This is a genomic window from Schinkia acidoalkalinis, assembly GCF_054301215.1.
The window spans coordinates 402,492-427,378 of record NZ_CP182573.1 but is presented as its reverse complement, the minus strand read 5'-3'; the positions used below and the strand labels follow the sequence as shown (position 1 = coordinate 427,378).

General features: G+C 37.0%; 25 protein-coding genes, 2 tRNA genes and 1 pseudogene. 18 read left to right on the top strand and 10 right to left on the bottom strand.

What is annotated here, in order from left to right; genetic code table 11:
- Positions 1–90: 90 nt before the first annotated feature.
- Complete coding sequence (locus tag ACNQFZ_RS02180) at positions 91–1,146, top strand: multicopper oxidase domain-containing protein (protein ID WP_458413730.1); 1,056 nt, start codon at positions 91–93, stop codon at positions 1,144–1,146.
- Positions 1,147–1,263: 117 nt separating this feature from the next.
- Here the strand turns inward: ACNQFZ_RS02180 and ACNQFZ_RS02175 are convergent, their stop codons facing one another.
- Positions 1,264–2,814 (bottom strand): FAD-dependent oxidoreductase, encoded by a 1,551-nt coding sequence (locus ACNQFZ_RS02175; protein WP_458415278.1) that lies wholly within the window; start codon positions 2,812–2,814, stop codon positions 1,264–1,266.
- Between the two features lie 197 nt (positions 2,815–3,011).
- On the opposite strand from ACNQFZ_RS02175, the gene ACNQFZ_RS02170 reads away from it, so the two are divergent.
- Together ACNQFZ_RS02170 and ACNQFZ_RS02165 are read left to right on the top strand one after the other, a co-directional pair.
- Positions 3,012–3,087, top strand: a tRNA-Thr gene (locus ACNQFZ_RS02170).
- Positions 3,088–3,108: 21 nt separating this feature from the next.
- A tRNA-Gly gene (locus ACNQFZ_RS02165) sits at positions 3,109–3,182 on the top strand.
- 136 nt (positions 3,183–3,318) lie between these two features.
- Here the strand turns inward: ACNQFZ_RS02165 and ACNQFZ_RS02160 are convergent.
- Both ACNQFZ_RS02160 and ACNQFZ_RS02155 read right to left on the bottom strand, forming a co-directional pair.
- Positions 3,319–3,582, bottom strand: a pseudogene (locus ACNQFZ_RS02160) (aminotransferase class I/II-fold pyridoxal phosphate-dependent enzyme); the annotation flags it as partial.
- 9 nt (positions 3,583–3,591) lie between these two features.
- Positions 3,592–4,302 carry a GDSL-type esterase/lipase family protein gene (locus tag ACNQFZ_RS02155; RefSeq protein ID WP_458413729.1) on the bottom strand — a complete coding sequence of 237 codons (711 nt, stop codon included), beginning with the start codon at positions 4,300–4,302 and terminating at the stop codon, positions 3,592–3,594.
- 211 nt (positions 4,303–4,513) lie between these two features.
- On the opposite strand from ACNQFZ_RS02155, the gene ACNQFZ_RS02150 reads away from it, so the two are divergent.
- The 4 genes from ACNQFZ_RS02150 to arsC all read left to right on the top strand — a co-directional run bounded on the left by ACNQFZ_RS02150 (position 4,514) and on the right by arsC (position 7,139).
- Entirely contained in the window at positions 4,514–5,086 is a 573-nt protein-coding gene (locus ACNQFZ_RS02150; RefSeq protein WP_458413728.1) for a nitroreductase family protein, read from the top strand.
- 172 nt (positions 5,087–5,258) lie between these two features.
- Complete coding sequence (locus ACNQFZ_RS02145) at positions 5,259–5,606, top strand: ArsR/SmtB family transcription factor (RefSeq protein WP_458413727.1); 348 nt, start codon at positions 5,259–5,261, stop codon at positions 5,604–5,606.
- A 29-nt stretch (positions 5,607–5,635) separates the two neighbouring features.
- The gene (arsB, locus tag ACNQFZ_RS02140) at positions 5,636–6,694 is read left to right on the top strand and encodes an ACR3 family arsenite efflux transporter (protein ID WP_458413726.1); all 1,059 of its coding nucleotides are present in this window, start codon (positions 5,636–5,638) and stop codon (positions 6,692–6,694) included.
- A 13-nt stretch (positions 6,695–6,707) separates the two neighbouring features.
- Positions 6,708–7,139, top strand: a complete 432-nt coding sequence (arsC, locus tag ACNQFZ_RS02135) for an arsenate reductase (thioredoxin) (protein WP_458413725.1) — start codon at positions 6,708–6,710, stop codon at positions 7,137–7,139.
- Positions 7,140–7,217: 78 nt separating this feature from the next.
- On the opposite strand, the gene ACNQFZ_RS02130 is transcribed toward arsC, so the two are convergent.
- Positions 7,218–8,078: a LysR family transcriptional regulator gene (locus ACNQFZ_RS02130; RefSeq protein ID WP_458413724.1), complete on the bottom strand. Its 861-nt coding sequence runs from the start codon at positions 8,076–8,078 to the stop codon at positions 7,218–7,220.
- Positions 8,079–8,215: 137 nt separating this feature from the next.
- On the opposite strand from ACNQFZ_RS02130, the gene ACNQFZ_RS02125 reads away from it, so the two are divergent.
- Both ACNQFZ_RS02125 and ACNQFZ_RS02120 read left to right on the top strand, forming a co-directional pair.
- Positions 8,216–9,187 carry a DMT family transporter gene (locus ACNQFZ_RS02125; RefSeq protein ID WP_458415277.1) on the top strand — a complete coding sequence of 324 codons (972 nt, stop codon included), beginning with the start codon at positions 8,216–8,218 and terminating at the stop codon, positions 9,185–9,187.
- Between the two features lie 249 nt (positions 9,188–9,436).
- Entirely contained in the window at positions 9,437–10,219 is a 783-nt protein-coding gene (locus tag ACNQFZ_RS02120) for a carbon-nitrogen family hydrolase (RefSeq protein WP_458413723.1), read from the top strand.
- A gap of 94 nt (positions 10,220–10,313) precedes the next feature.
- On the opposite strand, the gene ACNQFZ_RS02115 is transcribed toward ACNQFZ_RS02120, so the two are convergent.
- On the bottom strand, positions 10,314–11,036 hold the full coding sequence (locus tag ACNQFZ_RS02115; RefSeq protein ID WP_458413722.1) for a GDSL-type esterase/lipase family protein: 723 nt from the start codon (positions 11,034–11,036) through the stop codon (positions 10,314–10,316).
- Between the two features lie 117 nt (positions 11,037–11,153).
- Between ACNQFZ_RS02115 and ACNQFZ_RS02110 the strand changes: the two genes are divergently transcribed.
- Positions 11,154–12,317: a DUF4317 domain-containing protein gene (locus ACNQFZ_RS02110; protein WP_458413721.1), complete on the top strand. Its 1,164-nt coding sequence runs from the start codon at positions 11,154–11,156 to the stop codon at positions 12,315–12,317.
- Between the two features lie 46 nt (positions 12,318–12,363).
- Here the strand turns inward: ACNQFZ_RS02110 and ACNQFZ_RS02105 are convergent, their stop codons facing one another.
- On the bottom strand, positions 12,364–12,537 hold the full coding sequence (locus tag ACNQFZ_RS02105; RefSeq protein ID WP_458413720.1) for a hypothetical protein: 174 nt from the start codon (positions 12,535–12,537) through the stop codon (positions 12,364–12,366).
- A 263-nt stretch (positions 12,538–12,800) separates the two neighbouring features.
- Positions 12,801–13,232 (bottom strand): YndM family protein, encoded by a 432-nt coding sequence (locus ACNQFZ_RS02100; RefSeq protein WP_458413719.1) that lies wholly within the window; start codon positions 13,230–13,232, stop codon positions 12,801–12,803.
- Between the two features lie 189 nt (positions 13,233–13,421).
- Between ACNQFZ_RS02100 and ACNQFZ_RS02095 the strand changes: the two genes are divergently transcribed.
- Positions 13,422–14,411 (top strand): LysM peptidoglycan-binding domain-containing protein, encoded by a 990-nt coding sequence (locus ACNQFZ_RS02095; protein ID WP_458413718.1) that lies wholly within the window; start codon positions 13,422–13,424, stop codon positions 14,409–14,411.
- Positions 14,412–14,457: 46 nt separating this feature from the next.
- Here ACNQFZ_RS02095 and ACNQFZ_RS02090 read toward each other — a convergent pair whose 3' ends face one another.
- Together ACNQFZ_RS02090 and ACNQFZ_RS02085 are read right to left on the bottom strand one after the other, a co-directional pair.
- The gene (locus ACNQFZ_RS02090) at positions 14,458–14,631 is read right to left on the bottom strand and encodes a hypothetical protein (RefSeq protein ID WP_458413717.1); all 174 of its coding nucleotides are present in this window, start codon (positions 14,629–14,631) and stop codon (positions 14,458–14,460) included.
- A gap of 441 nt (positions 14,632–15,072) precedes the next feature.
- Positions 15,073–15,381: a BC1872 family protein gene (locus tag ACNQFZ_RS02085; RefSeq protein ID WP_458413716.1), complete on the bottom strand. Its 309-nt coding sequence runs from the start codon at positions 15,379–15,381 to the stop codon at positions 15,073–15,075.
- 248 nt (positions 15,382–15,629) lie between these two features.
- Here ACNQFZ_RS02085 and ACNQFZ_RS02080 point away from each other — a divergent pair, with 248 nt between their 5' ends.
- The 3 genes from ACNQFZ_RS02080 (at position 15,630) to helD (ending at position 20,740) form a co-directional block, all read left to right on the top strand.
- Entirely contained in the window at positions 15,630–17,306 is a 1,677-nt protein-coding gene (locus ACNQFZ_RS02080) for a ribonuclease J (RefSeq protein ID WP_458413715.1), read from the top strand.
- A gap of 103 nt (positions 17,307–17,409) precedes the next feature.
- A complete protein-coding gene (locus tag ACNQFZ_RS02075) occupies positions 17,410–18,177 on the top strand; it encodes a hypothetical protein (RefSeq protein ID WP_458413714.1) in 768 nt (255 codons plus the stop codon).
- A gap of 229 nt (positions 18,178–18,406) precedes the next feature.
- On the top strand, positions 18,407–20,740 hold the full coding sequence (helD, locus tag ACNQFZ_RS02070; protein WP_458413713.1) for an RNA polymerase recycling motor HelD: 2,334 nt from the start codon (positions 18,407–18,409) through the stop codon (positions 20,738–20,740).
- Between the two features lie 49 nt (positions 20,741–20,789).
- Here helD and ACNQFZ_RS02065 read toward each other — a convergent pair whose 3' ends face one another.
- Positions 20,790–20,969 carry a small acid-soluble spore protein H gene (locus ACNQFZ_RS02065; protein WP_458413712.1) on the bottom strand — a complete coding sequence of 60 codons (180 nt, stop codon included), beginning with the start codon at positions 20,967–20,969 and terminating at the stop codon, positions 20,790–20,792.
- Between the two features lie 136 nt (positions 20,970–21,105).
- Between ACNQFZ_RS02065 and ACNQFZ_RS02060 the strand changes: the two genes are divergently transcribed.
- The 4 genes from ACNQFZ_RS02060 (at position 21,106) to ACNQFZ_RS02045 (ending at position 24,863) form a co-directional block, all read left to right on the top strand.
- The gene (locus ACNQFZ_RS02060; protein WP_458413711.1) at positions 21,106–22,296 is read left to right on the top strand and encodes a DHH family phosphoesterase; all 1,191 of its coding nucleotides are present in this window, start codon (positions 21,106–21,108) and stop codon (positions 22,294–22,296) included.
- Between the two features lie 87 nt (positions 22,297–22,383).
- A complete protein-coding gene (locus tag ACNQFZ_RS02055) occupies positions 22,384–22,800 on the top strand; it encodes a PaaI family thioesterase (protein WP_458413710.1) in 417 nt (138 codons plus the stop codon).
- Positions 22,801–22,873: 73 nt separating this feature from the next.
- Positions 22,874–23,437, top strand: a complete 564-nt coding sequence (gene thpR, locus ACNQFZ_RS02050) for an RNA 2',3'-cyclic phosphodiesterase (RefSeq protein ID WP_458413709.1) — start codon at positions 22,874–22,876, stop codon at positions 23,435–23,437.
- Positions 23,438–23,603: 166 nt separating this feature from the next.
- Entirely contained in the window at positions 23,604–24,863 is a 1,260-nt protein-coding gene (locus ACNQFZ_RS02045; protein ID WP_458413708.1) for a PAS domain S-box protein, read from the top strand.
- Positions 24,864–24,887: the final 24 nt, after the last annotated feature.

Here is a 24,887-nt window from a genome sequence, read left to right as displayed (position 1 = left end):
CACAAACAAATGAATAGTAAAATCAAGTAGCAAAAAATTTTTTAGAGTAATTGTGAAAAACTTCACAAATAAAAACATGAGGTGATTGATATGTTAAAGGGCAAAAAATTCGCAATTCCAGTTGTAGTAAGTGCATCATTATTATTAGCAGCATGCGGAGCAAACGAGCCTGCAAAAACTGTAGCCCCACCTCCACAACCTAAAGCAGAAGTAGCAGCTCAAGTGATTGCACCGCATAAAGATGTAAATCAAGCGCCAACTCCTTTAAAAGTAGAACGTATTGGAGAACATGAAGTAAATGTAGAAATGACAGCACAAATTACAGATATTGAAATAGATAAAGGAACAATGTATAAAGCCTGGACTTTTAACGGTGAGGCACCTGGCCCATTAGTAGTAGTGAATGAAGGTGATACAATCAACTTTACACTTAAAAATATGGATCCGGCTATCCCACACAGCATGGATTTCCATGCCGTACATGCAGCACCATCTAAGAAGTTTATCGATGTAATGCCTGGTAAAGATGGCAAATTTACTTATAAAGCTAGCAATCCTGGTGTATTCATGTACCACTGCGGTACAAAACCGGTGTTGGAGCATATCGCAAACGGCATGCATGGTACCATTATCGTGAAACCTAAAAATGGCTACCCAACTGACAACCAAGTTGACCGCGAGTTTGTTCTCGTTCAAAACGAATGGTATAAATATAATGATTTAGACGATATGACAAATGGCGTACCTAGCCAAGTTGTATTCTCAACAAAAGCATTTAAAGAAGGCCAACCAAATACAAATGGAGATACATTCACATTAAAAGAACATCCACTACTCGCCAAAGTGGGCGACCATGTAAGATTATATATTGAAAACGTTGGTCCAAATAAAGTAAGTTCCTTCCATGTAGTTGGTACAGTATTTGATGATGTTTATCTTGATGGTAATCCAGCCAACCATATGAAAGGTATGCAAACAGTAATGCTACCTGCAAGTGGCGGTGCAGTTGTGGAATTTACAGTCACAGAAGAGGGCAGCTACTCTATCGTTACACATCAATTTAACGATGTACAAAAAGGAGCAGCAGCTGTTTTAAAAGTTACAAAGGATGGCAAAGATGATGGCTCTGCTGTAATGTCACACTAATCATATTTTGATTAATTAATAGTAGTTAAGAATAATGAATGAAAATCAGGTGAAGGCTCTGCTTCACCTGATTTTTTTATATAAAAAATATGCAAAAAATCTTACCACTTTATCCATTTAGTATCCTGATTTTTCGGATGTTAAGTTTTCAAGCATTGTAAAATTTTCATGCTGCAGTGGCTTTTCTGCAGGACCCTCAATAACTTCACCGGTGTAGGAAAACCTAGAGCCATGGCATGGGCAATCCCAAGTCCGGTCACCGTCATTCCAATTGCATTCGCATCCAACATGGGTGCAGGTTGTATCTACAATATGCAGTTTTCCTTCTGAATCCCTGTAGGCCCCTTTTCTGGTACCATTAATCATGACAACGGCACCTTCATCGTTTTTCAAATCGTCTAGGCTCTTGTCAGCAAGCTCGAGCTTTCCTTTGAGTAGATGCTTAGCAACATCGGCATTTTCAGTAAAAAACTTTTTCAAACTAGGATCTGCATAAAAACGCGTTGGAGTATAAATGTCTTTATATGGATTTTCCTGATTCAACGCAATATCACGTAGGAGCATGGCTGCTGCTGTTCCATTCGTCATACCCCATTTTCGGTAACCTGTGGCAATTAGAATGTTCGGCTGGGATTTCGTAATTTCGCCGACATATGGCATTTTATCTAATGTAGTTAAATCCTGGGTTGACCAGCGATAGTCAAATTGATTTAAATTAAAGGATTCTTTAGCGAACTTTTCCAATGCTTTGTAATGTTCACTTGTGTCTTTCCCTTGACCAGCCTTATGGCTTTCACCGCCAATAATCAGTAGAGTTTCTCCATCAACTGGTGTAAAACGGATGGAGCGGCTTGGCTGGTCGACACTTAAATACATCCCACCTGGATAATCCATTTTCGTTTTTGTTGCAAGGACGTAGGAACGGTCGGCATATAATCTTGTAAAATAAAATCCTGTGCTTTCATAAAAGGGAAAGTGCGAACAGCAAAGAACGCCATTTCCTATGATGCGTTTTCCGTCTCGAGTAAGAACTGTAGCTTTCCGGTCCTCACTTTCAATGTTAACAGCGGTAGTATCTTCAAAAATAAGGCCGCCTTTGTCAGTTATTTCTTTTACAAGTCGTGTCAAATATTTTAAAGGATGAAACTGTGCTTGATTTTTCATACCTAAGGCGAGATATGTTTTAATAGTAAAAGGAATTTCCCTTACAAGTTTCCCATCAATGTTTAGTTTTTGATATGCTTGATATTCCTTTTCGATTTTTTGTACATTTTGCTCCGAAGTTGTATAAAGATAAGCATCCTGCTCACTGAAATCACAATCAATTTGCAGCTCATGAATCGTATTTTTGATAAATTTTAAGGCGTTACTGTTCGCTTCATAATACATTCTTGCTTTACTGATCCCAAAATGGTTAATGAATTCATCATAAATCAAGTCATGCTGTGCTGTTATTTTGGCAGTAGTATGGCCGGTTGTACCGTTCAATAATTTTCCGGCATCAATTAAAGCAACCTTTATACCTTCTTTTACCAAAAGATAAGCAGCAGTGATCCCTGTGATCCCGCCGCCGACAATCACGACATCTGTTTCAATATCCTCATTCAGTTGATTAAACTTCGGTAACTCAATCCCATCCCGCCAATAAGGCTCCGGATATTGAGGCATTTTATTTTCAGTCACAAAAAAACCTCCGTTTATTTACAAAATATGCATTTAGTATCTGTAAAACAGGGGGTTTTATACAATTGAGAGGTTTCCTTCATGCAATACAGGTGCACAAACTCCGAAACAAAAAGTGTTGATTTTTTAGATTATAGTGCTATAATTTATTTTGTTGGTAATTATTCCTTATGGAAATCTATGCCGGTGTAGCTCAATTGGCAGAGCAACTGAATCGTAATCAGTAGGTTGGGGGTTCAAGTCCTCTTACCGGCACCATTTTACTTGGCATAAACTGATGCGGGTGTAGTTTAGTGGTAAAACTTCAGCTTCCCAAGCTGGTGTCGCGGGTTCGATTCCCGTCACCCGCTCCAAAAAGTACATAAAGCAGATTTTGCGGATGATAAAAGAGCAGTTACAAATCGTAATTGCTCTTTTCGTGTTTTTAAAAGCGCATTTAGAAAGATTGCGTAGTTTTAGCGCCAATGATCCTCATGCACTACCTCATTATTATTGAAAAAGTTTAAGCTTTCCAATCCGTTCAACCGCTTCTACCAATCGTTCTTCATCGACCAGTAACCCAATACGGACATATCCTTCACCAAATTCACCGAAACCATTCCCAGCGGCCACAACCACATTTGCTTCATCAAGCAAATAGTTGGCAAAAGATTCACTTGTGAAACCAGCAGGTACGGGTAACCAAGCGAAGAAAGAACCTTTGGGAGCTTCAGCCTTCCAACCGATTTTATGACAGCCATTGATAAAGGTATTCTATCATTTTTAATCTAAAGATAGGGCCTCTATACCAATTTCAGCTAACTTCTTTTGGCCCTCCGCAGTTGGATGAATATCACCAGCTCTGACGTAAAGCTCTTGATTTTGACCAAATGCACCATAAGCATCAGCAACTATAATCTTTTGGTCATTTAAAGATGCTGTTAGTAATTCAATTTGAGTATTAATCATTGGTAACAACAAATCGCCTGCGTGGTGTCTGAAAACATCGGTCACCTGAAAAGGATTATATACGTTATAAACCACAATAGGAGCGTCTGTTAAACCTCGGATATTCACTAAAATAGCTTTTAAATTGTCTAATGCCGTCAATACCTCTGATTCTGTTACATTTCCATCTTCAAAAGCATGAAGCAAATCATTATTTCCAATGGTTACTGTAACATAATCAGAATGCTTTACTGCTTCCTGAAACTTTTCATCGTTGTTTAAAGCGTCTAATAATTGACTTGTTGTCCAACCAGGCTTCCCTAAATCATTTACTCTTACATTCGCTTCTTCACCAATTACATATGGAAAGGCTTGTCTTGAGGTATGTTTGTTATTGTTTTCTAAATTATAACCAAATGTAATGGAGTCTCCGAGAGCTACTAAAGCTTCTTTTCCGTTATCATCATTGGCTAATGCCGTTGTTGAAAGTAAAGCTCCCGTTGCTATTGCTGCAGAAAAGCCTGCAATCCATTTTTTCTTTACCATGTCATTCTCTCTCCCGTTTTTATGTATTTTATATAGAATTTATACCATAAACTAACTATGATGTGCTGAAATATTAGTAAATAATTTTCGCAACTGAATTGACCAAAACATGTGAAATAGGCGAGATCTTCATAAGTTATAATGGAAGAAGTAAGAAATAGTCTAAGCTAGAGTTGATATTGTAAGAATACTCAAAGAAGGAGAGTTCTAAATGGATGTATTGGAAGCAATCAAAACTAGAAGAAGTATTAGTAAAGTAAAGGATACTCCTGTACCAATGGAATTGATTGAGAAAGTTCTAGAAGCAGGTACTTATGCCCCAAATTATCACCATACTAATCCTTGGAGATTCTTTGTTCTAACTGGTGAAGGGCGAAAGCTTTTGGGAGATGCATTTGTCGAGATTGAAAAGTCAAATCTTACCGAAAGTGAGTTTGAAAAGAGTCAGGATAAATTAGAAAGGTTGAAAAATAAACCATTAAGAGCACCTGTAGTTATCGCAGTTGGGGTAGAGCCGTCTCAAAATCCAAAGGTTTTAAAGAAAGAGGAATATGCTGCTGTTAACAGTTGTATACAAAATATGTTACTTGCTGCCCATAGTTTAGGCCTTGGCGCCATTTGGAGAACTGGGGCAAGAACATATCACCCAAAGGTAAGAGACTTTTTTAATCTATCAGAAAACGGTGAAATTGTTGCATTTATCTACCTTGGATATCCTGATTTGTGTCCATCAAAAATAGATAAACCTCATTTTAATCAATTTACGACTTGGATAGGGAAATAGGAAATGATGTTTAATTTGGTAAATAAACTGGAGCATTTTAAAAAAGCCAACCTCCACATTTGGAAGATTTGGCTTTTTTATTGAATATATAAGCAATTAATTATATAGTTATAATCAACGAGGAAAAAGAATGAAGACTAAATAAAAATGTTGTTTAGGAGGTGTATCTAACATGCAACATACAACGATAGAAATTGTGAAAGCTGCGCAAGTATTAAAGCTTCTTGGAGATAAAACAAGACTTACGATCATTTCTCTTTTAAAAAAGAAAGAGTGCTGTGTGTGTGAGCTTGTTGAATTATTTGATATGAGTCAGCCTTCGATAAGTCAGCATTTACGTAAGCTTAAAGATGCTGGATTGATTGTGGAAGAGAGAAAAGGACAATGGATTTATTATTCCTTGAATGAATCCAATGCGTATTATCCACTTATTCATGATATATTGCTGCATGTACATGATCAAAATGAAAATATTGCAAAGTTAGAGGGAAATGATGCTACATTACGTTTTAATTGTTAGGCTAGCCTAAACGAAGGGTGAGAGGAAAAATGAGAAAAGAAATAGGGAAGAAGCGGCTTTCTTTTTTAGACCGCTATCTTACGGTTTGGATCTTCCTTGCAATGGCAGTTGGGATTGGGGTTGGTAATGCAGCACCGGGATTTGTAAATGGATTGAACAGCCTACAAATAGGAACAACTTCAATACCGTTAGCCATTGGCTTAATCCTAATGATGTATCCTCCATTAGCAAAAGTCCGTTATGAAGAGATGGGTAGAGTCTTTAAAGATGTAAAAGTGTTACTGCTTTCTTTGGTACAAAACTGGATTATAGGTCCTGTTCTAATGTTTTTACTCGCAATTGTATTTTTACCTGATAAGCCAGAATATATGGTGGGTTTAATCCTTATTGGTTTAGCTCGATGTATTGCGATGGTTATTGTTTGGAATGATCTTGCGAAAGGTGATACAGAATATGCCGCTGGATTAGTTGCATTTAATGCCTTATTCCAAACATTGTTTTTCTCTGTTTATGCATATGCGTTTGTAACCGTTATTCCAGAGTGGTTGGGGATTGAGGGAGCGGTCGTAGATATAACGATGGCAGAGGTTTCAAAATCAGTCTTTATCTACTTAGGAATTCCATTTATTGCGGGAATGGTAACAAGATTTATTTTTGTGAAAACAAAAGGGAGAGTATGGTACGAAAAAAAATTCATACCTAAAATCAGTCCAATTACACTGATTGCCTTATTGTTTACGATTATTGTGATGTTTTCCTTAAAGGGTGATGTTATTGTTAGTCTGCCTTTAGATGTAGTTAGGATTGCCATTCCATTATTAATTTATTTTGTTGTCATGTTTTTTGTTTCCTTTTACTTGGGTAAAAAAATTGGGGCAGGATATCCTGTTAGCACAACATTAGCGTTTACAGCTGGAAGCAATAACTTTGAATTAGCGATTGCTGTTGCAGTAGGTGTGTTTGGTATCCATTCTGGCGCTGCCTTTGCTGCTGTAATCGGTCCGCTTGTAGAAGTGCCGGTCATGATTGGCCTTGTCAATGTTGCCTTATGGTTTCAACGAAAATACTTTAAAACACAGACAAATTAAAAGGAGACATGACATGGAAAATAAAAAAATAATTTACTTCTTATGTACAGGTAATTCATGCCGTAGCCAAATGGCAGAAGGATGGGCAAAGAAATATTTAGGTGATCACTGGATTGTGAAAAGTGCCGGAATCGAAGCCCATGGATTAAATCAAAATGCCGTAAAAGCAATGAAAGAAGTTGGAATTGATATTTCAACTCAAACCTCCGAAATTATAGATCCTGATATTTTAAATAATGCAGATTATGTTATTACTTTATGTGGTGACGCTGCTGAAAAATGCCCGATGACTCCTCCTCATGTTAAACGTGACCATTGGGGCTTTGATGATCCTGCAAAAGCCGAAGGTACAGATGAAGAAAAATGGGCCGTTTTCCAGCGTGTTCGTGATGAGATTGGTGACAGAATTAAAGGCTTTGCTGAGAGTGGAGAATCATCCATCTAAATTAAAACAACCAAGAGAGCTTTCTCTTGGTTGTTTTTCATCAAGACTAAATGAACTACATGTATTATTTACTTGGCTTCAAACTTGTTTATTCATTTCGATTGTTTCGATAAATTTTTCCATAGTTGAGGTTAAGTAAGCATCGGCTCTTCTTATAAAAACGGTTTTAATTTTACTGTATTGTTCTGGAAGTGTATGACATTGGATGAGTCCACTTTGTTCCAAATGGGTGACTGCTGACTTCGGAACGAATGTAACGCCTAATCCAACAGCAACACTTTGCAAGATGGTTTCTAATGTGCCGAATTCCAAAACTTTCTGTGGTTTGACATTTTGATCCCTATACCAAGCTTCAAGACGTGCTCGGTATCCACAGCCTTCACTAAAGCATAAGAATGGCTCCTTTTTCAACTCTTCCAAAGAAGAGGTGTGCATACCTGAAATTAAAACAAGCTCCTCTCGAAACACTTCATGCGATACAAGGTCGGGATGAAAGTCTCCTGATTCTGTAACGAACGCCCCATCCAATTTATGATGCAATACTTCTTCTTCTAATGTTTCCGTCACGCCAGTAAATATCGATAGATCGACATATTTATATTTTTTAATAAAGGTAGCCAATATTTTTGGTAAATGTATGACGGTTTCAACGGTTCCAATATCTAATTTTCCAGATGGTTCTTCCTTACTTTGAACGGCTTTTTTCATTTCATCGGTTAACAATAAGATTTTTTTACTATAAGTAAGTAATTTTTTTCCCTCAGGCGTTAGACTCATACCCCGACGATGCCTGTTAAACAATGGGGTATTCAGTTCGTGTTCGAGTTTCTGAATTCTCATTGTAATATTGGATTGCACGTAACGCAACTCTTTTGCTACCTCTGAAATCGTTCCTTTTTCAGCCACCATCTGAAAAATCTCTAAATCCTTAAACTCCATGATGATCCACCTTATATATTTTTTATGTATTTTTATAATATCAAAAAAACTGATAGTAATCATTATTATTATTCATTTTACAGAATGGTAAAAAAAGTAGATGATAATGGGGTCAGCTTGTTGAAGGGGGAAGGGGAATTTTGAGAAATAATTTTTTGTTGGGGGCATTTCTATGTTTTATTGCTGCAGTTTCATGGGGGGCGATGTTTCCTGTAGCACATGCAGCTTTCAAACATATTGATCCATTCTACTTTACTATTATTCGTTATGGTTCTGTAACCATAATTTTAATAGCGGTACTCTTATGGAAAGAAGGCATGAGGGCCTTTCGATTCGAAGGAAAAGGTCTTCACTTATGGTTTTACGGTACAATGGCATTTACAGTCTATAATCTATTCATGTTCTGGGGAGAAGATTTATTAGGAAAACCAGGTGTAATGGTGGCCTCTATTAACGAGTCGCTGATGCCGATGATTTCTATTGTGATTGTTTGGGTGATATTTAAAAAACGTCCACATCTGTTTACATTAGCATGTGTGCTCGTGTCATTTATTGGGGCAGTGTTAGTGATCACAAAAGGAAATATCCAATCATTTCTTGGTGCTACGGGTCAATTTATACCTTCTATATTAATATTCATTGCAGTTGTTGGATGGGTCATATACACGATGGGTGTTAGCAAGTTTCGTGGTTGGTCCGCTTTGCGATATTCAACGTTAAGCTGTTTACTTGGAACGGGTACGGCTATTATTATTACAGTTGGGGCTTCGCTGTTTGGATTGATACCTGTCCCATCAGAAGAAACGATCAAAGTAGTAAGCCCACATTTATTGTTTATGATCATATTCCCTGGTGTCATTGCATTGCTTGGTTGGAACATTGGAGTAAGTATATTATCGCCATTAAATGCACTGTTGTTCATAAACTTTGTTCCTGTTACAACACTTATCGTTTCAATGTTTCAAGGGAATGATATAACAGTATTTGATCTTATTGGGACTGTCTTTATCATCGTTTCACTTTTATCGAATAATATTTTTGTAAGAATGGTGCAAAAGAAAGAATCAAAGCAGCCTGTTCAAACACAGTTGCGCGAACGCGTATCATAAGAATTTGTTATATTTTTAAGAATTGATAAATACAAGTATATAACAAACGCGTAACGGCAGAGATCGTCATAATGATGGCGGTCTTTTTATTATTTAAGAAACAGATTATAAGCCACTGCCGCAGTCTCAGTATTCCAAAAGGAAAATCAGAGGAATATTTACAACAAATGTTGGATAAACACCAAGGCAAAATAAACAAAGAATAGTATAATTATCCTCATAAGACTTGTTCTAGAGGTGAATAGGGAAATGAAAATTGCATGTGTACAAATGGATATAGCATTTGGAAATCCAAAAAAAAACTTTCTGGATGCTAGGCAATACTTGGATGAAGCTGCAAAAGCTGGAGCGGACGTAATAGTGTTACCGGAAATGTGGAATACCGGTTATGCTCTTAAGCATCTTGGTGAACTAGCTGACGTAAATGGTGAACACACAAAACAACTGTTCACTCAAACTGCAAAACAATATGGCGTAAATATCGTTGGCGGATCGGTTTCAACTATAAAAGCAGACGGGTTTTACAATACAATGTACATGGCGAACCGAAACGGAGAAATTGTTGGGGAATATGACAAAACCCATCTTTTCAAATTAATGGATGAACATCAATTTATGAAGCCTGGGCAAAAGGTGAATGTTTTTGAAATGGACGGAATTACTTGTGGCGGGGTTATTTGTTACGATCTGCGTTTTCCTGAGTGGATACGCACCCATGTTTTAAAGGGTGCAAAAATCATGTTTATCCCGGCTGAATGGCCAAAATCAAGGATTGACCATTGGCAACTGTTATTGCAGGCTCGTGCGATTGAAAATCAATGCTTTATTGTCGCTGTAAACCGTGTGGGAACGGATCCGAATAATGAATTCAACGGTCATTCGATGGTAATTGCACCATGGGGGGAACTTCTTGTTAGCAACAATAGTGAAGCGGGCATTTATTATGCTAACCTTGATTTACAGGAAGTGGACCGGGTACGAAACACGATTCCTATTTTTCAAGATAGACGAAAGGACCTTTATGATCTATAAAAAGTGTAAGATGGGGGACAGGAGATTCGTACCGCAAAATCCTGTCCTTGTACTACCAGCCCCATGGCTATGTCAAGCCTACTAATCGTTGTTATTATAGTTTCGAATGATTGCTCAGATAGAAAAGAACGTTTGAAACCTCATCTCCCCATATTCGATAAGCATTCCCAAGTAGATGGATTCCATCAACAGTGTACTTTTTATCTAACATATTTCCATTAGCCAACTTGCTGTTTAAATCAATGTACTCAATTTTGTGTTCGCTCGCGACTTGTTTCAACATGTGATTCAATTTTTCAACCCGGGCATTAATGCTTTTGTAATTCTTTTTTGAAGACGATACATAAAGTGTGGATGTGATGACAGGAGTAATATGATGTTTTTTTAATTCAGCAATAATACGCTGATGGTTTTGGGCAATTTCTTCTGGAGAAGCAGCATTCCACTGTATATCATTAATTCCACCCATGAGAAAAACTATTTTAGGATTTATATTAAAAATATAGTGAAGGCGACTCAGCATCCCCTCTGTATAATCGCCGCCAATTCCCCTATTAACAACATCATTTCTACCTAACAATTCGTGCCAATCAACACCATAAGTAATCGAATCACCAAGCATTACAATATTAGCTTGTCCTGTTTTATACACTTCGTAATTACTTGTCTTCATCTGATATGTTTTATTTTTTAAATAAATGGGCGTATTTGCTTTTACAAAATCTTCATATAAAAAGGAATATATAATGATGCATATAAGAACAAGATTAACGGATAACGATAAATAGAATATTTTTTTTAATGTACGCTGGTTCATGGTGTAATCCTTTCGTCGTTTTTTTATAGTTTGTCCCAGGAGATTATGTAAAATTATAAATAAGAGGGCTTTATCGCTTATAATGGAAAATAGACCATACAACTAGGAGTGGAGATTTTGAACAAAAAAGATGTAGCAAATATCCGAAAACAATTCAAGCTTAATAATGATTTAATGAAGATTAAAGATATTTTTAATGTATATATCATGAAGGGTACGAGCGATATTTACCACCAGGAAAGCAAGCCTTTTCCAATGTTGGAGCAGGAACAACAGGAGTTGTTTTTAAGCAATTTCAAAAAGGTGCTGACAGGTCAGTTGGATGTTAAGCTTTTTGAGTTAAAGTTTCAGCGAGAAGCCGAGGACCATACACAGCTGCTTCTTTATGAAGGACTGAAATCTGCTGATGTTGAGGATTGGAAAGCATACATGCTCTTGATTGTTGAGAAAATGTTTAAAAATGCTGAGCATGAAGAGGATATGGTCGTGACCTTTGTTCGTTGCGAGTATTTTAAACCTACCAAAAAGAACAATGAAGAAACGGAACAGAGTGACCGTGATGAAGTGTTTGCCCATTCGTTCATCCTCTGCAGTATTAATAAAACAGAGCAGCCGAAAAAGACACTATTGTTCGATTATATCGAAAAAGAATTTAAATATAATGTTGTCGTTGACCCAATCATCAATCTATCTTCACCGGTTGCCGGCTTTTTATTCCCATGCTTTTCCGAAAATGCTGCTGATGTGAATCATATTCTTTACTCAGCCGAAAAAGCCTACCAACTAGATGGGCAGTTTATCGAGGAAGTTTTAAATAGTGAAGAGATTTTAACAGCTAAAGAAGACAAAGCAGTTTTTGAAGAAATCGTAAAAGATATTGTTGGAAACCAAATGGATGCCTCTACATTGGCAAATGTCTATGATGAAATCACTCGCATCATTGATGAAAATGAAGAAGAGGAGCCTCCAAAATTAGATTACAAAGATGTCGAGCGTGTTTTAAAGGTGAGTGGGGTAGAGGATGTGAACCCGGGCAAAGTAGAATTGGCTTTTCAAAAAGTCATAGATGATGAGCGATATGAATTGAAGGCAACCAATGTCGTTCCAAACATAAACTCGAAATCAATCAAAATAAATACAAAGGTCGCTAATATTGCACTCAGTCCGCAAGACTTAAAACACGTCAAATTAATTAACTATAATGGCAAGCGCTGTCTCTTAATTGAGGTTGAAGAGGATGCAGTCGTTGAAGGATTCACCTTGATACCGGAATCCTTGTAATGAAAGGCATAAAAAGGGCTTGAGTTCAAATCCCAAGCCTTTTCTTCTACTCATTTATTTGCTGTTGCACATGTTGTATTTTTTGCTGTGCTTTTACAAGTTCATCCAAGGCAAAATGACATGCTTCTGCCTCTGGGCTGGTGGAATTCACTTGTTTTAAATGAAAATGTGCTTTATGAATCATTTCTTGGGCCTCTTGTAAATCGCCTTTTAAATTCATTAGTATCCCATCCTTCAATCGTATTTGTCTCTAATAACATGTGCTAATTATCTATAAATTACACCTTTCAAGCCGTCAAAAGGAAGCTCGCGGGTAAGGTGGCTGTCCGCAGAATGGGAAAATGAGGACAAAAGGAAGCACATGGGTGGGGGGCTGTCCGCAAAATGGGAAAATGAGGACAAAGGCATCCCCACATTGTAAAAACTGTCCTTTATACAAGCCAAGAGCGATTACCGGAAAAAGATAATCGCCCTATTACAATTTTATTTTTCTTTTATAGGCTCATCTTCTTCAGACATTTCCATTGCATACGCAAGTTTGCTTGGTGCAATGTTTCTACGTTCGCTTTCATCTGGCATCGTCCGAAGGAGAATTCGGTGAACAAAATATTCCCCAGCTGTAATAATTGCGGCTGAAATGAAACTTCCCCAAGCAATCTGCAAATAATAATTCAAAACAACACTGCCAAAAACCCAAACAAGTGTATAAGAAAGGAGAAAATCAGCAATTAGAGCGTTTGCATTTCCAATCCGTGGCAACAGTATACGGTCTCCAGCCAAATAAGAGACAATTGTCGTTAACCCACTAAACCAAAGTATGTCTGTCCAGGTCGCATCAAAGAATAGGTCAAGCGCCACTGCATACGCAATTACACAAGTTACGAATTTGATAAGTAAGACGGATATATTACTCATAATTAATATTAACACCTCCGTATTTTATTTTTCCTTATCTTACGGGAAAATATTCATGATTACAGCATAAATTTTTACTCTTCACTTAGGATTACATGCATTTTTATCATTAATAAAATTGATTATTGTTCTGCAAACTATATGAGAAAGCAAACACTCTACTGAATTATAAAAGAAAGGATATTTAAAATGCCTAGACTTTTGATGTCGATCTTTGTGATTTTCATCATCCTACTTAATGAAACTCCTGTCACTGTCAAAGCTGAGAGTAACCCTAGCAACCTTTATGTAGTTCAATCTGGTGATAATTTAGAGGGAATTGCTTATAAATTTGGAACTTCAGTCAAGGATTTAAAAGTTACTAATGGTTTGCAAACAAATGTATTGTTTGTTGGTCAAAAATTGAAGGTCCCGGTTATCTATGAGGTGAAATCTGGGGATACATTACAGAGTATATCAACAGTTTTCCTTACTTCTGTGCAGACAATAAAAAGCGCAAACAGACTTACGTCGGATGCACTGATGATTGGTCAAAAGTTAAAAATTCATCCTAACAGTCTGAAAATGGAAGGGCAATATATTTTGATGACGAGGGAGGAGTTTAAAGAATGGCTATTGAATCATAAATTTAGTAGGAAAATCAATATTATACAACAGCACCACACATGGCGACCATCGTATAAACATTTTAAAGGCAGCAACCATTTTACAATGTTAAAAGGAATGGAACAATTCCATGTGAAAGAAATGAACTGGAAAAATATCGCTCAGAATATTACAACGTTCCCAGACGGAACTATTGCGGTTTCACGACCATTTAACGTGGCACCGGAAGGAACAATTGGCTGGAAGGCAAACCATGACGGAATCATGATTGAGCATGTTGGCAATTTCGATCAAGGTTTTGATATTATGACTGCTGAACAACGAGAAACAATTGTTTATATTACGGCCTTGCTATGTATAAAATTTGGGTTAACTCCATCGATTGACAGTATCACGTACCACCATTGGTGGGATTTACGTACGGGGCAAAGAGTATTGGATAATGGTGCGGGGTATGCCGTTAAAACATGTCCAGGTACGGCATTTTTCGGTGGAAATTCAACCAATAATGCAAAAAATAATTTTTACCCCTTGGTTGTGAAAAAAATACAAGAAATTTCGGCGGCACAATAAAATCTATAAAAAACGTAAAACCACTAAGCAATTTGCTAGTGGTTTTTCATTTCAGTAATTTTCCACCGTTAATAAGGACGAGTCGTTTCTTAATATTTTGTTTACTCTTTTTATAAACTAAAAAAGAAGCCCATATCGGAGAAGTTACGATAACCCAAAAATAAAGCACGAAGGTACCATAAGTAATCATCTCTGAAAACTTAAGGAAAAACTCCAACATAAAAATGTCCTCCTTAGTTGTAGTTTTAAAGTCTGGATAGATGTGTGATTCCACTTTACGGTATATACTTTTTACTATAGTATACTACTTTTGCTGGGAAATTTCGACATGATATAACTGAAAATTCCATTAATTTTGTTTTCTATTTAGAAAACTATGCTACTTTAAAATAACTTTTTAAACATAAATGTAGTTTTAATTTCAAGTAAATGCTATAATTATAGTTGTTTTCATTATTTGATTAAATGAATAAAAAGCTGCTATTGAAGAATAATAGAAATATAGAGGTGGAAAAATGGACTACGGACTTTATACTATTTTAGCATTGTTTGCAATTTCGATGGTTGCAGTTTCGTATATGTTTGCAAGATTGATGAAGGAAGAATAGTTTAAAAACCCACAATGACTGTGGGTTTTTTTCTTTTAATAATCCTCCATATTTTAGAGCCATGCATCGTCTATCGGAGTATTATCTGCAAGTTCGAAGGCAGCATTTGTAATGGCTTGTGCCAACGTATCACCAACAGCACATACATTATTAAAACAAACCGTATTGTCCTCTCTTGTAGAATACGTAAAACCAATTGCTTCTAATTTTTTTACGATGCGCATCGCGTGATCAATATTATGCTCAGGCTGAAATTCAGAATCATGTATGAAAAGGCGTTCTTCGCGATCGTACCACTTTTCCCAATTATTTAGCTTCCAGCCAAGTATTCTACGTGCAATTATATCAACTTTATTGTTCATATGTAATATTTTCCCCTCTCTATAAAAACTCTTGTATTTTTAATCATAACGAGCCTATTTTAAAACAACATAAGGAAAGTGTAAAATATAAAAACTCAAATAACCGAAAATTACTCGATTAAAGGTTCTCATATATATTATATATGAAAAGGTTGTCCACAAATATTCATGGAAACCATTATGAAAATTTGGGAATCGGGTATACTACGAATAATTTAAAGCGTATTTGATTATTGGTAGGGGGATTAATGGTGAGCGCAAATGAGAAGCTATTGTCGATTTTCGCATTAGGTGGCATGAATGAAATTGGTAAAAATATGTATATCATACAGTATGGCGATGATATTTTAATTGTTGATTGCGGCAATAAGTTTCCAGATGAAAGTTTGTTAGGGATTGATTTGATTATTCCTGATATGACGTACTTGGAAGAAAATCAGGATAAAATTAGGGCGTTGATTGTGACGCATGGTCATGAAGATCATATTGGGGGAATCCCTTATTTTTTGAAAAAAATGAATATCCCAATTTATGCTACACGTTTTACATTAGGTCTTATTGAATTAAAGTTGGAAGAGCATAAACTGCTTAGAGATGCGGAGCTACATGAAATCAACTCAAGCTCAACATTACATTTTAACAGTATAGACGTCAGCTTTTTTAAGGTGAATCATAGTATCCCAGATTGTCTAGGCATTGTTTTTGATACACCAGAAGGGGTCATTGTCCATTCGGGCGATTTCAAGTTTGATTTAACCCCTGCCAATCAAGAGCATTCTGAAATTCATAAAATGGCGGGGATTGGTAAAAAAGGTGTTTTGGTGCTGATTTCGGAAAGTACGAATGCTGAACGTCCCGGTTTAACACCTTCTGAGCGGATTGTTGGTGAGCATATCGAGGAGGCATTTTTAAAAGCACATGGTAAAGTTATACTTTCGACCTTTGCATCAAATATTAATCGCGTTCAACAGGTTGTTGATGCTGCTATCAAAACTAATCGTAAGCTTGCATTGCTCGGGCGCAGCATGGTGAATGTGATTGCTGTTGCAATGGAACGCGGTTATTTGGATGTTCCAGATGGGATGATCATCGAGCCAAATGTCATCAAAGAAATGGCACCGGATAGAGTAGCCATTCTTTGTACAGGTAGTCAAGGTGAACCGCTCGCGGCTTTGGCCCGTTTATCAACTGGTGATTATCGAGGTGTAGAGATTTTGGCAGGGGACACAGTTATCTTAGCGGCTGGTCCTATCCCCGGTAATGAACGCAGTGTCACCAAGATTATCGACAATTTATTTGCCTTGGGAGCTAATGTCATTTATGGGTCAGGCAGTTCAACAGGGATGCACGTTTCCGGTCATGGCTATCAAGAAGATTTGAAATTAATGCTAACACTGATGCAGCCAACGTATTTTATCCCGATCCACGGGGAGTATAGAATGCTGTACCAGCACCGGCAATTGGCTGAGTCCGTTGGTGTGGAGCCGCAAAATATTTTTATCATGACAAATGGGGATGTAGTTGATATTAATCACTCTCTTGCAAGGCAGACCCGCCGGGTTTATGCAGGCGAAACCTATGTAGATGGGGTTGGTGTCGGCGATATCGGTGATATTGTCCTACGGGACCGAAAACAGCTTTCAGAGGATGGAATGCTTGTGATTGTCCTGACAATGGGGAAAAGGGACAAAAAGCTGGTCTCAGACCCTGACACTATTTCCCGCGGCTTTGTCTATGTGAAAGACGCTGAGGAGCTTTTAAGAGATATCAACAAACTGATTATCAAAACAGTAAATGAACTTTCCGAAAGCAATAGAAAACAATGGAGTGATATTAAGCAAAATATTAGAAAATCGGTCGGGCAATTTGTTTTTAAAGAAACAAAAAGGAAGCCGATGATTCTACCAATTATTATTGAGATTTAAGCCCAGCGGATTTTTGTCCTTTGATAGTGGGACAAATTCCTACTGTAGGTTTCCTCCATAAAATATATTGTACGTACTTTGGGAAAAATGGAGGGAAAGAGGGATGGCAGCACAATACCTTGGTAAATCGAAAAAGCCGTATAATATTTATACTCAATCGTCCCAAGCTGCACCAAAAAGAGGGGATTATGTAGATAGGCCAAGGAATCAAGAAGTCGACACGGATACAGGTGGTAACGATTTGGATCGCCCCTTTAGTTCTTTTTCGAAGGATTTAGGTAATCTAATGGGAATGGTCAAGCAATTAGAAGGTTGGGCAGGCTCCTTTCCTAAAGGGTTCGGTCCGAATGGTTCAGGAAATGCAGGATTAGTCGGAACTTCAGGGTCTGGTGGTCTTGGCTTTGATAATCTAATGGGGATGGCAAAGCAAATGGACGGCCTGACAGGTTCTTTTCCTAAAGGGTTTGGTCTGAATGGTCTTGGAAGCATGGGATTTGGCGGAGGGCACCCGGGAATGGGTGGAGGTCCTGGTTTTGGGAATTTAATGGGGATGGCACAGCAATTGAACGGTCAAACGGGTCCCTTTCCTTCAGGGTTTGGTCTGAATGGTCTCGGAGGAGTGGGTCAAGGGGCAGGGCACCCGGGAATGGGTGGAGGTCCCGGCTTTGGAAATCTAATAGGGATGATGAAGCAATTAGGTGGGCTAATAGGACCTTATCCGTTTGGAGTAGGTCTTAATGGGCTAGGAAATGCAAGTTTTGGAAACCCTTTAGGACTGCTTGGTTTACCAAATAATGCAATGGGAGCCTTTCCGTTTTCGGCAACGCCTTTAAGTGGTATGCAAGGCGGTTTACCTGGATTTTTCTTTTAATTAAATAATAATATATAAAGCTCATTTCTTTGATAAAGAAACCAAAATGAGAATAAAATAAGAAGCAAGAGGATTTCTCTTGCTTCTTTAATATTGCCATGATAAACTAGCTATTATCCTTGTTTTCACAAAAATGAAGTAATAATTAAAATTACCCAATAATAATATACAATAAAAAAACATAAATGTCAAGCACTTAGAATATTTCTTTTTATAAGGGGTAGATATAATGAGTAATGAGTGGATTCATGAGCAAACTAGAATAACCGAAATGATTGAAATTATTGGCAAAAATATTGAGAAAATAAAACATGATAACAGCGGTGTAAAGAAAGACATTGCTGAAATCCGCAAAACATTTTGGAACGATGTTACGGTTAATTTTGATGAACCCGATGATCTTGGTGAAACTTTTACAAGTATAAAACAACAGGTAGAAATGCTTTCAGAACGGGAACGGACTCATTTTAAGTTGGATCAACGGCTGAAAAGCCTTGATAAAATGAAGTATTCCCCTTATTTCGGTCGTTTTGATTTTCAAGAAAAAGGGGAGAAAAATACAGATATTATTTATATTGGTACCGCTTCTTTAATGGACGAAGAGGAGGAAAACTTCCTTATCTATGACTGGCGTGCCCCTATTTCTAGTATTTACTATGATTTTGCGACTGGGCCTGCCAGTTTTGACACAATGGATGGGAAAATTGAAGGTGAAATTCTTTTAAAAAGGCAATTCATCATCCGCGGTGGCAAGCTAAAAGGTATGTTTGATACAGGAGTAACGATAGGTGATGAAGTATTGCAGCAAGTGCTAAGCAATAATGCCAATAATCAAATGAAAAGCATCGTAGCCACCATCCAAAAAGAACAAAACCAAATTATCCGTAATGAACATAGTAAGTTTCTCTTCGTTCAAGGTGTTGCAGGAAGCGGGAAAACATCAGCAGCTTTGCAGCGCATTGCGTACCTGCTTTATCGTTTTCGCGGCAGTATTCAATCGGAAAATATTATGCTATTTTCACCTAATCCGATGTTCAGTCATTATGTAGCTACCGTGCTCCCGGAGCTTGGTGAGGATAATATGGAGCAGATGACATTCCAAGCCTATCTTGATATGCGTTTGAAAGACAAATATAGTCTGGAAGATGCCTTTTCACAAATGGAATATGTGCTGATAGCAGACCAGAATCAGGAATATAACACAAGAATGGAAGGAATTCGTTTTAAAGGAAGTTCTTCCTTTCTTGAAATGATTCATGCGTATGTTCGTTATTTATCGAAAGACGGTCTTATTTTTAAAAATATCAACTTTCGAGGCGAGATTCTTATTTCTCGTGATGAAATAAAAAAATTCTTTTATGAACTGGACCCGGCGATTTCCATTCCTAATCGAATCGGGTCAACAATGGACTGGCTTTTAAAAGAAATCAGCCATAAAGCACGCCAGGAACGGAAAAAAGATTGGGTGTTAGAGGAGATTCAATTTTTGGATCAAGATGATTACCAGAAAATATTTAAAAGGGTCCAGAAAAAGCAACGCTTTACGGAAAACACTTTTAATGATTTTGACCGTGAACAAGCGGAGTTGGCAAAGTTTATTGTAAGTCGCCGCTTTAAATCGATTAGAAGAACCATTAAAAATCTTGGCTTTATTGATATCGAAGCAGTTTTTTGTCAACTATTTGAGCTATCTAAAAGGTCGACTCTATCGCTGGAAATTGACTTACCTGAAAACTGGCCTGCTATTTGCTCCCAGACCATCACGAATACAATGAATAAACGTTTATTATTTGAAGATGCGACGGCCCTTCTTTATTTACAGGATCAAATAGAGGGACGAAAACCGAATACATTCATCCGCCATTTATTTATTGATGAAGCCCAAGATTACACACCGTTTCAATTTGGCTTTTTGAAACAGCTCTTTCCAATGTGTCAAATGACAATACTTGGTGATTACAATCAAGCTATTTTTTCAGAAACAATGGATTCTCCTTCGATATTTTCTTCGAATATAAAGGATACTGAAAAAATGGAAACAATCATTTTGACAAAGAGCTATCGATCCACCCAACAAATTGTGGAATTTACTAAGAAGCTGCTGAAAGGTGGCGACGTGATAGAGCCAATTAACCGCATGGGGAAAAAGCCACAGTATAAAGAAGTGAACAATTTGGATAGTTTATACTCCCAAATTTCAGGCCGTATTGAGCAGTTAAAAGAAAACGGGTTGGAGACGATTGCTGTTATTTGCAAGACGGAGCATGAGAGCATCGAAGCCTATGATCAATTAAGTAAAAAAATGAAAGTAAAAAGAATTGACAAAGAAACCTACTCATTTGAAAAAGGTGTAGTCATCATCCCTGTTTATTTAGCAAAAGGAATTGAATTTGATGCGGTGATTATCCCGAACTGTTCAAAAGAGGTATACCGGGAGGAGAATGAACAAAAGCTGCTATATACAGCCTGTACGCGGGCTATGCATGAGTTGTATCTATTTTCGGTAGGGGAAAAAAGCCGATTATTACAAGACGTGCCACAAGAGTTATATGAGATTTCATAATGGATGGAAGCAAGAAATAATTCTTGCTTCCGTTTTTTTTTTAATATATTTATTGTTCAACTAAGATTGCTACTGGCACATTCTGCTCATTCGTCGGGTCATGGAGCGGATAAATTCTTGCCGTTTCATTATGATCATCCACATTTTGGATATACACAGGTACTCCATTATAAGTGACATTGGCCATTACCGGTGATACAGCTATTTCCTGAGCTCGTTGGCTATTCATACATAAACCTCCTTATTTTTTGTCATTTATAATATTTGTATTGTTTGGTAATCTATACCCTGGTGCACAAAATCGAGTTTCGTAACTGTCAATAATTTTCATTTTTTGAATTATACTATTTGGAGAGGTGAAGTACATGTATAAGCTTTTGACGCATAATGATTTGGATGGCGTTGGGTGCGGTATTTTGGCAAAGCTTGCCTTTGGCAGCGATGTGAATGTCCGCTACAATTCCAATTTCAGCATTGAACGTGAAGTAGAATGGTTTTTGGAAAATGGCGAAAAAGAAACATTTTTGTTCATTACAGATTTGTCTGTTAATGAAGAGAATGAAAAGAATTTAAATTTATTTTACAAAAACGGAGGTGAAATTCAGCTCATTGATCATCATAAAACTGCCCTTCATTTTAATAACTATGAATGGGGGCGTGTTGTGGTTGAAGATGAAGATGGAAAATTAACTTCAGCGACTTCATTATTTTATGGCTATCTAATTAAAAAGAAACTGTTACAACCAACAGAGTCACTTTCAGAATTTGTAGAACTCATCAGGCAATATGATACATGGGAATGGGAGAAAAATAACAACCAACCAGCACGCAGACTTAATGCGCTTTTTTTCCTACTTTCAATTGAAGAATTTGAAGAAAAAATGCTTAAACGCATAAATACGAGCGAGCACTTCTATTTTGATGATTTTGAACAGAAAATTTTAAACATGGAAGACGATAAAATCGAGCGCTATATCCGGCGGAAAAGACGGGAGCTTGTTCAATCCCAAATCGGTGAAAATGTCGTAGGAATTGTCTTTGCCGAATCCTATCATTCTGAGCTTGGAAATGAGATTGGGAAAGATAATCCACATCTCGATTATATTGCTATCGTGAATATTGGAGGGAAAAAATTAGGGTTTCGTACCATCCATGACCATATCGATGTATCCTTTGTCGCTGGTAAATATGGTGGAGGTGGGCATGCGAAAGCAGCAGGCTGCACTTTAAGCAATGAAAACTATAAAAAGTTTGTAACGGACATCTTTACCTTACACTCATTACGGGAGGATGCGCATGAAAATCGTTTTAATATGAAACGTTCTCCATCAGGGTCCCTTTATAAAGGTCGGGGAGACGATTCATTCTTTATTTATTCGGAAAATGAAAAGGAATGGACGATAGAAAAGAATAAAACAAAAATCAGCCAAACCTTTCCTACTTTTGAAGAAGCGGAGAAATTTATAAAAAGAAAATATGAAGCTTGGCTGGTAAAAGATGAGGAGTTTGTACATTATTTAGCAGACGAGATGAAAAAAGCTAGGACAAAAAAATAAAGGAAAAGTGAAACATGTTTTCCTTATATGATACAATGGAAAAATCAGAACAATTATTTCCATTTTATATGAGCAAAGGTGACTAGTATGAACAAAACAGTATTAAACGAGAAGTATACGAAGGCTGTAGAAAGCTGTAAAAGTGAATTTGAGAATTACTTTTTGGCAAAACTATTCGATCTCCAGTTTCAATACACAGATGAGACTTGCACCGTCGAATTTGATATTGAAGATTTCATGTATAACCCACATCAAATTTTGCATGGTGGCGTCATTTCTTTTGTTCTAGATGTATCGATGGGACATTTGTGTAAAAAGGTACTTGGTCCTGCAGTGACAGTTGAAATGAAGGTGCAGTATTTTAAGGCAGCGAAATCAGGTAAAGTGAAATGTGAAGCAAAGTTTTTGAAAAAAGGTAGGAACATACTGTTTTTGGAATCACGGATGTATGATGAAAAAGAAAATTTAATTGCAATGGCAACAGGTACATTTGCAAGGGTTTAAATTGCACAACGAAAAAGAAGCACTGCACTAGAAAAAAGGGTACAGTGCTTTTTTGACTTCAAGGAGGTTTTTTATGTCAAATTACCCGCATTATTTTATAGCAATCCCGCTTCCCGCTTCCTTAAAAGACCATCTTTCAAAATGGCAGGATGATATACAACTAAAAGTAGCTTATAAGACTTGGTACCATAAACAAGATTTACACATCACTTTAAAGTTTTTGGGTCCGGTCGCTGTAGAAACGCTTAAGCAGCTACAAAAAGAGCTGCATGTCATTGAGCAGCAAGATGAGTTTTCTTTGGAAATTGGGACTCTAGGTACATTTGGAAACCCGCGTAGTCCTCGTGTGTTATGGGCAGGGGTGGAGAATACAGCAAAGCTTGCATTATTGCAACAGATGGTTGAAGAATGCGCGGTGCAAATAGGATTTGAAAAAGAAAATAGAGAGTATTGTCCCCATATTACGCTTGCAAAAAAATGGGCAGGTGGAACGGCTGACACAACGATAGCAGAACTAATAAAAGAATATCATGAAAAAGAGACTTTTGAAGTAAATGAAGTTGTTATTTATCAAATTTTCCCTAGTAGAAATCCAAAATATGAGGTTGTGCAATTATACAAATTAGGAAAATGTTAGCATTATTAACAATTTTTTAAACAGTTAAGTTGAAAAAAGACGAAAAGTGTAGGATAATAAAATCAGATAATTTAAAATATTACATTTTATGGAAATGACCAGTATAAAAACTCTACATGAATTACTTGTAAAATCACAGCTTATGAATGATTAAAGGGGAATCACAATGACGGAGGCAATGCATTCATTTCTACATTTATCTGCAACAATAGCATTTTTTACAATTCCAATCATACTATTTTTCTTTTTAAGAAAGACTAAGCACATGTTCCAACAATTACATAAACGAACAGAAGAAGTTGCTGAAATTAAACAATTATTAACTGGAGAGATTGACAGCCATAAAAAAACAATCGAAAAATTGCAATACTTGAAAGCAATCTTGGAATCGTCCAGTGATGCCATTATCGCCACGACAAATGATGGGGATATTATGAACTGGAATTTAGGGGCAACACAGATTTTTGGGTATACAAGTGCAGAAATGATTGATAAAAGCTACTTTACATTAATACCCCACCATCAAATGGCTGGAATCATTCAGATATTTAGAAAAGCCAGGGAAGGTCAACGGCTCGTTCAACCTGAAATCGACCATCTTCATAAAAATGGTTCCGTGATTGTCGGCTCTTTAACGGTTTCGCCAATTAGATATGACAATGGTCGGAATGAAATAGCAGGAATTTCAATTATTGTCCGCGATATAACCGCTAAGAAAAAATTGGAAGATGAAATGAAAAGGCTTACACAAATAAAGACTGTTAGTGAAATTGCCGCTAGTATTTCTCATGAGGTCAGAAATCCACTTACTGTGACAAGGGGATTTACTCAATTATTAAAAGATAGCAATCTTACGGAAGAACAAAGGCATCAATATATAAAATTAAGCCTTGAAGAGTTGGATCGTGCAGAAAGAATTATCAGCGATTATCTTACATACGCGAAACCAACGATTGAAAATGTTACTATATTAAATGTAATGCAAGAGGTTGAGTACATCGTACAAGTCATTAATCCATACGCCGTCTTAAATAATATTACAGTCAATATGAATGTTGAAGAAAATAATTTACATATCGTTGGAGAAAAACAAAAGCTTCATCAATCCCTTCTTAATATTATTAAAAATGGTGTGGAAGCAATGGAGGGTGGTGGTGAAATAACTGTCACCATCACGAAAAGGAAAGGCGAGGTACTGTTAATCATAAAAGATAATGGAAAAGGGATGACAGAAGAGCAAGTCAAAAGAATTGGGACTCCCTATTATTCTACCAAATCCAAAGGAACGGGTCTTGGCACAATGGTTGCCTTTACTATTATTAAAGACATGCAGGGAGATTACCGAATAGAAAGTGAAATTGGGAAGGGCACAAGCTTTTATATTACTTTTCCTTTGGTAAATTCCAAGATAAGGGAATTGGTGTAAAAAGGTTGAGCACCAAATTAACAA

Bases quoted from the DNA above. Each gene is read 5' to 3' on its own strand.
- ACNQFZ_RS02180 (WP_458413730.1), top strand. From the start codon at position 91: ATGTTAAAGGGCAAAAAATTCGCAATTCCAGTTGTAGTAAGTGCATCA.
- ACNQFZ_RS02175 (WP_458415278.1), bottom strand. From the start codon at position 2,814: ATGCCTCAATATCCGGAGCCTTATTGGCGGGATGGGATTGAGTTACCG.
- ACNQFZ_RS02155 (WP_458413729.1), bottom strand. From the start codon at position 4,302: ATGGTAAAGAAAAAATGGATTGCAGGCTTTTCTGCAGCAATAGCAACG.
- ACNQFZ_RS02150 (WP_458413728.1), top strand. From the start codon at position 4,514: ATGGATGTATTGGAAGCAATCAAAACTAGAAGAAGTATTAGTAAAGTA.
- ACNQFZ_RS02145 (WP_458413727.1), top strand. From the start codon at position 5,259: ATGCAACATACAACGATAGAAATTGTGAAAGCTGCGCAAGTATTAAAG.
- arsB (WP_458413726.1), top strand. From the start codon at position 5,636: ATGAGAAAAGAAATAGGGAAGAAGCGGCTTTCTTTTTTAGACCGCTAT.
- arsC (WP_458413725.1), top strand. From the start codon at position 6,708: ATGGAAAATAAAAAAATAATTTACTTCTTATGTACAGGTAATTCATGC.
- ACNQFZ_RS02130 (WP_458413724.1), bottom strand. From the start codon at position 8,078: ATGGAGTTTAAGGATTTAGAGATTTTTCAGATGGTGGCTGAAAAAGGA.
- ACNQFZ_RS02120 (WP_458413723.1), top strand. From the start codon at position 9,437: ATGAAAATTGCATGTGTACAAATGGATATAGCATTTGGAAATCCAAAA.
- ACNQFZ_RS02115 (WP_458413722.1), bottom strand. From the start codon at position 11,036: ATGAACCAGCGTACATTAAAAAAAATATTCTATTTATCGTTATCCGTT.
- ACNQFZ_RS02105 (WP_458413720.1), bottom strand. From the start codon at position 12,537: ATGAATTTAAAAGGCGATTTACAAGAGGCCCAAGAAATGATTCATAAA.
- ACNQFZ_RS02100 (WP_458413719.1), bottom strand. From the start codon at position 13,232: ATGAGTAATATATCCGTCTTACTTATCAAATTCGTAACTTGTGTAATT.
- ACNQFZ_RS02095 (WP_458413718.1), top strand. From the start codon at position 13,422: ATGCCTAGACTTTTGATGTCGATCTTTGTGATTTTCATCATCCTACTT.
- ACNQFZ_RS02090 (WP_458413717.1), bottom strand. From the start codon at position 14,631: ATGTTGGAGTTTTTCCTTAAGTTTTCAGAGATGATTACTTATGGTACC.
- ACNQFZ_RS02085 (WP_458413716.1), bottom strand. From the start codon at position 15,381: ATGAACAATAAAGTTGATATAATTGCACGTAGAATACTTGGCTGGAAG.
- ACNQFZ_RS02080 (WP_458413715.1), top strand. From the start codon at position 15,630: ATGGTGAGCGCAAATGAGAAGCTATTGTCGATTTTCGCATTAGGTGGC.
- ACNQFZ_RS02075 (WP_458413714.1), top strand. From the start codon at position 17,410: ATGGCAGCACAATACCTTGGTAAATCGAAAAAGCCGTATAATATTTAT.
- helD (WP_458413713.1), top strand. From the start codon at position 18,407: ATGAGTAATGAGTGGATTCATGAGCAAACTAGAATAACCGAAATGATT.
- ACNQFZ_RS02065 (WP_458413712.1), bottom strand. From the start codon at position 20,969: ATGAATAGCCAACGAGCTCAGGAAATAGCTGTATCACCGGTAATGGCC.
- ACNQFZ_RS02060 (WP_458413711.1), top strand. From the start codon at position 21,106: ATGTATAAGCTTTTGACGCATAATGATTTGGATGGCGTTGGGTGCGGT.
- ACNQFZ_RS02055 (WP_458413710.1), top strand. From the start codon at position 22,384: ATGAACAAAACAGTATTAAACGAGAAGTATACGAAGGCTGTAGAAAGC.
- thpR (WP_458413709.1), top strand. From the start codon at position 22,874: ATGTCAAATTACCCGCATTATTTTATAGCAATCCCGCTTCCCGCTTCC.
- ACNQFZ_RS02045 (WP_458413708.1), top strand. From the start codon at position 23,604: ATGACGGAGGCAATGCATTCATTTCTACATTTATCTGCAACAATAGCA.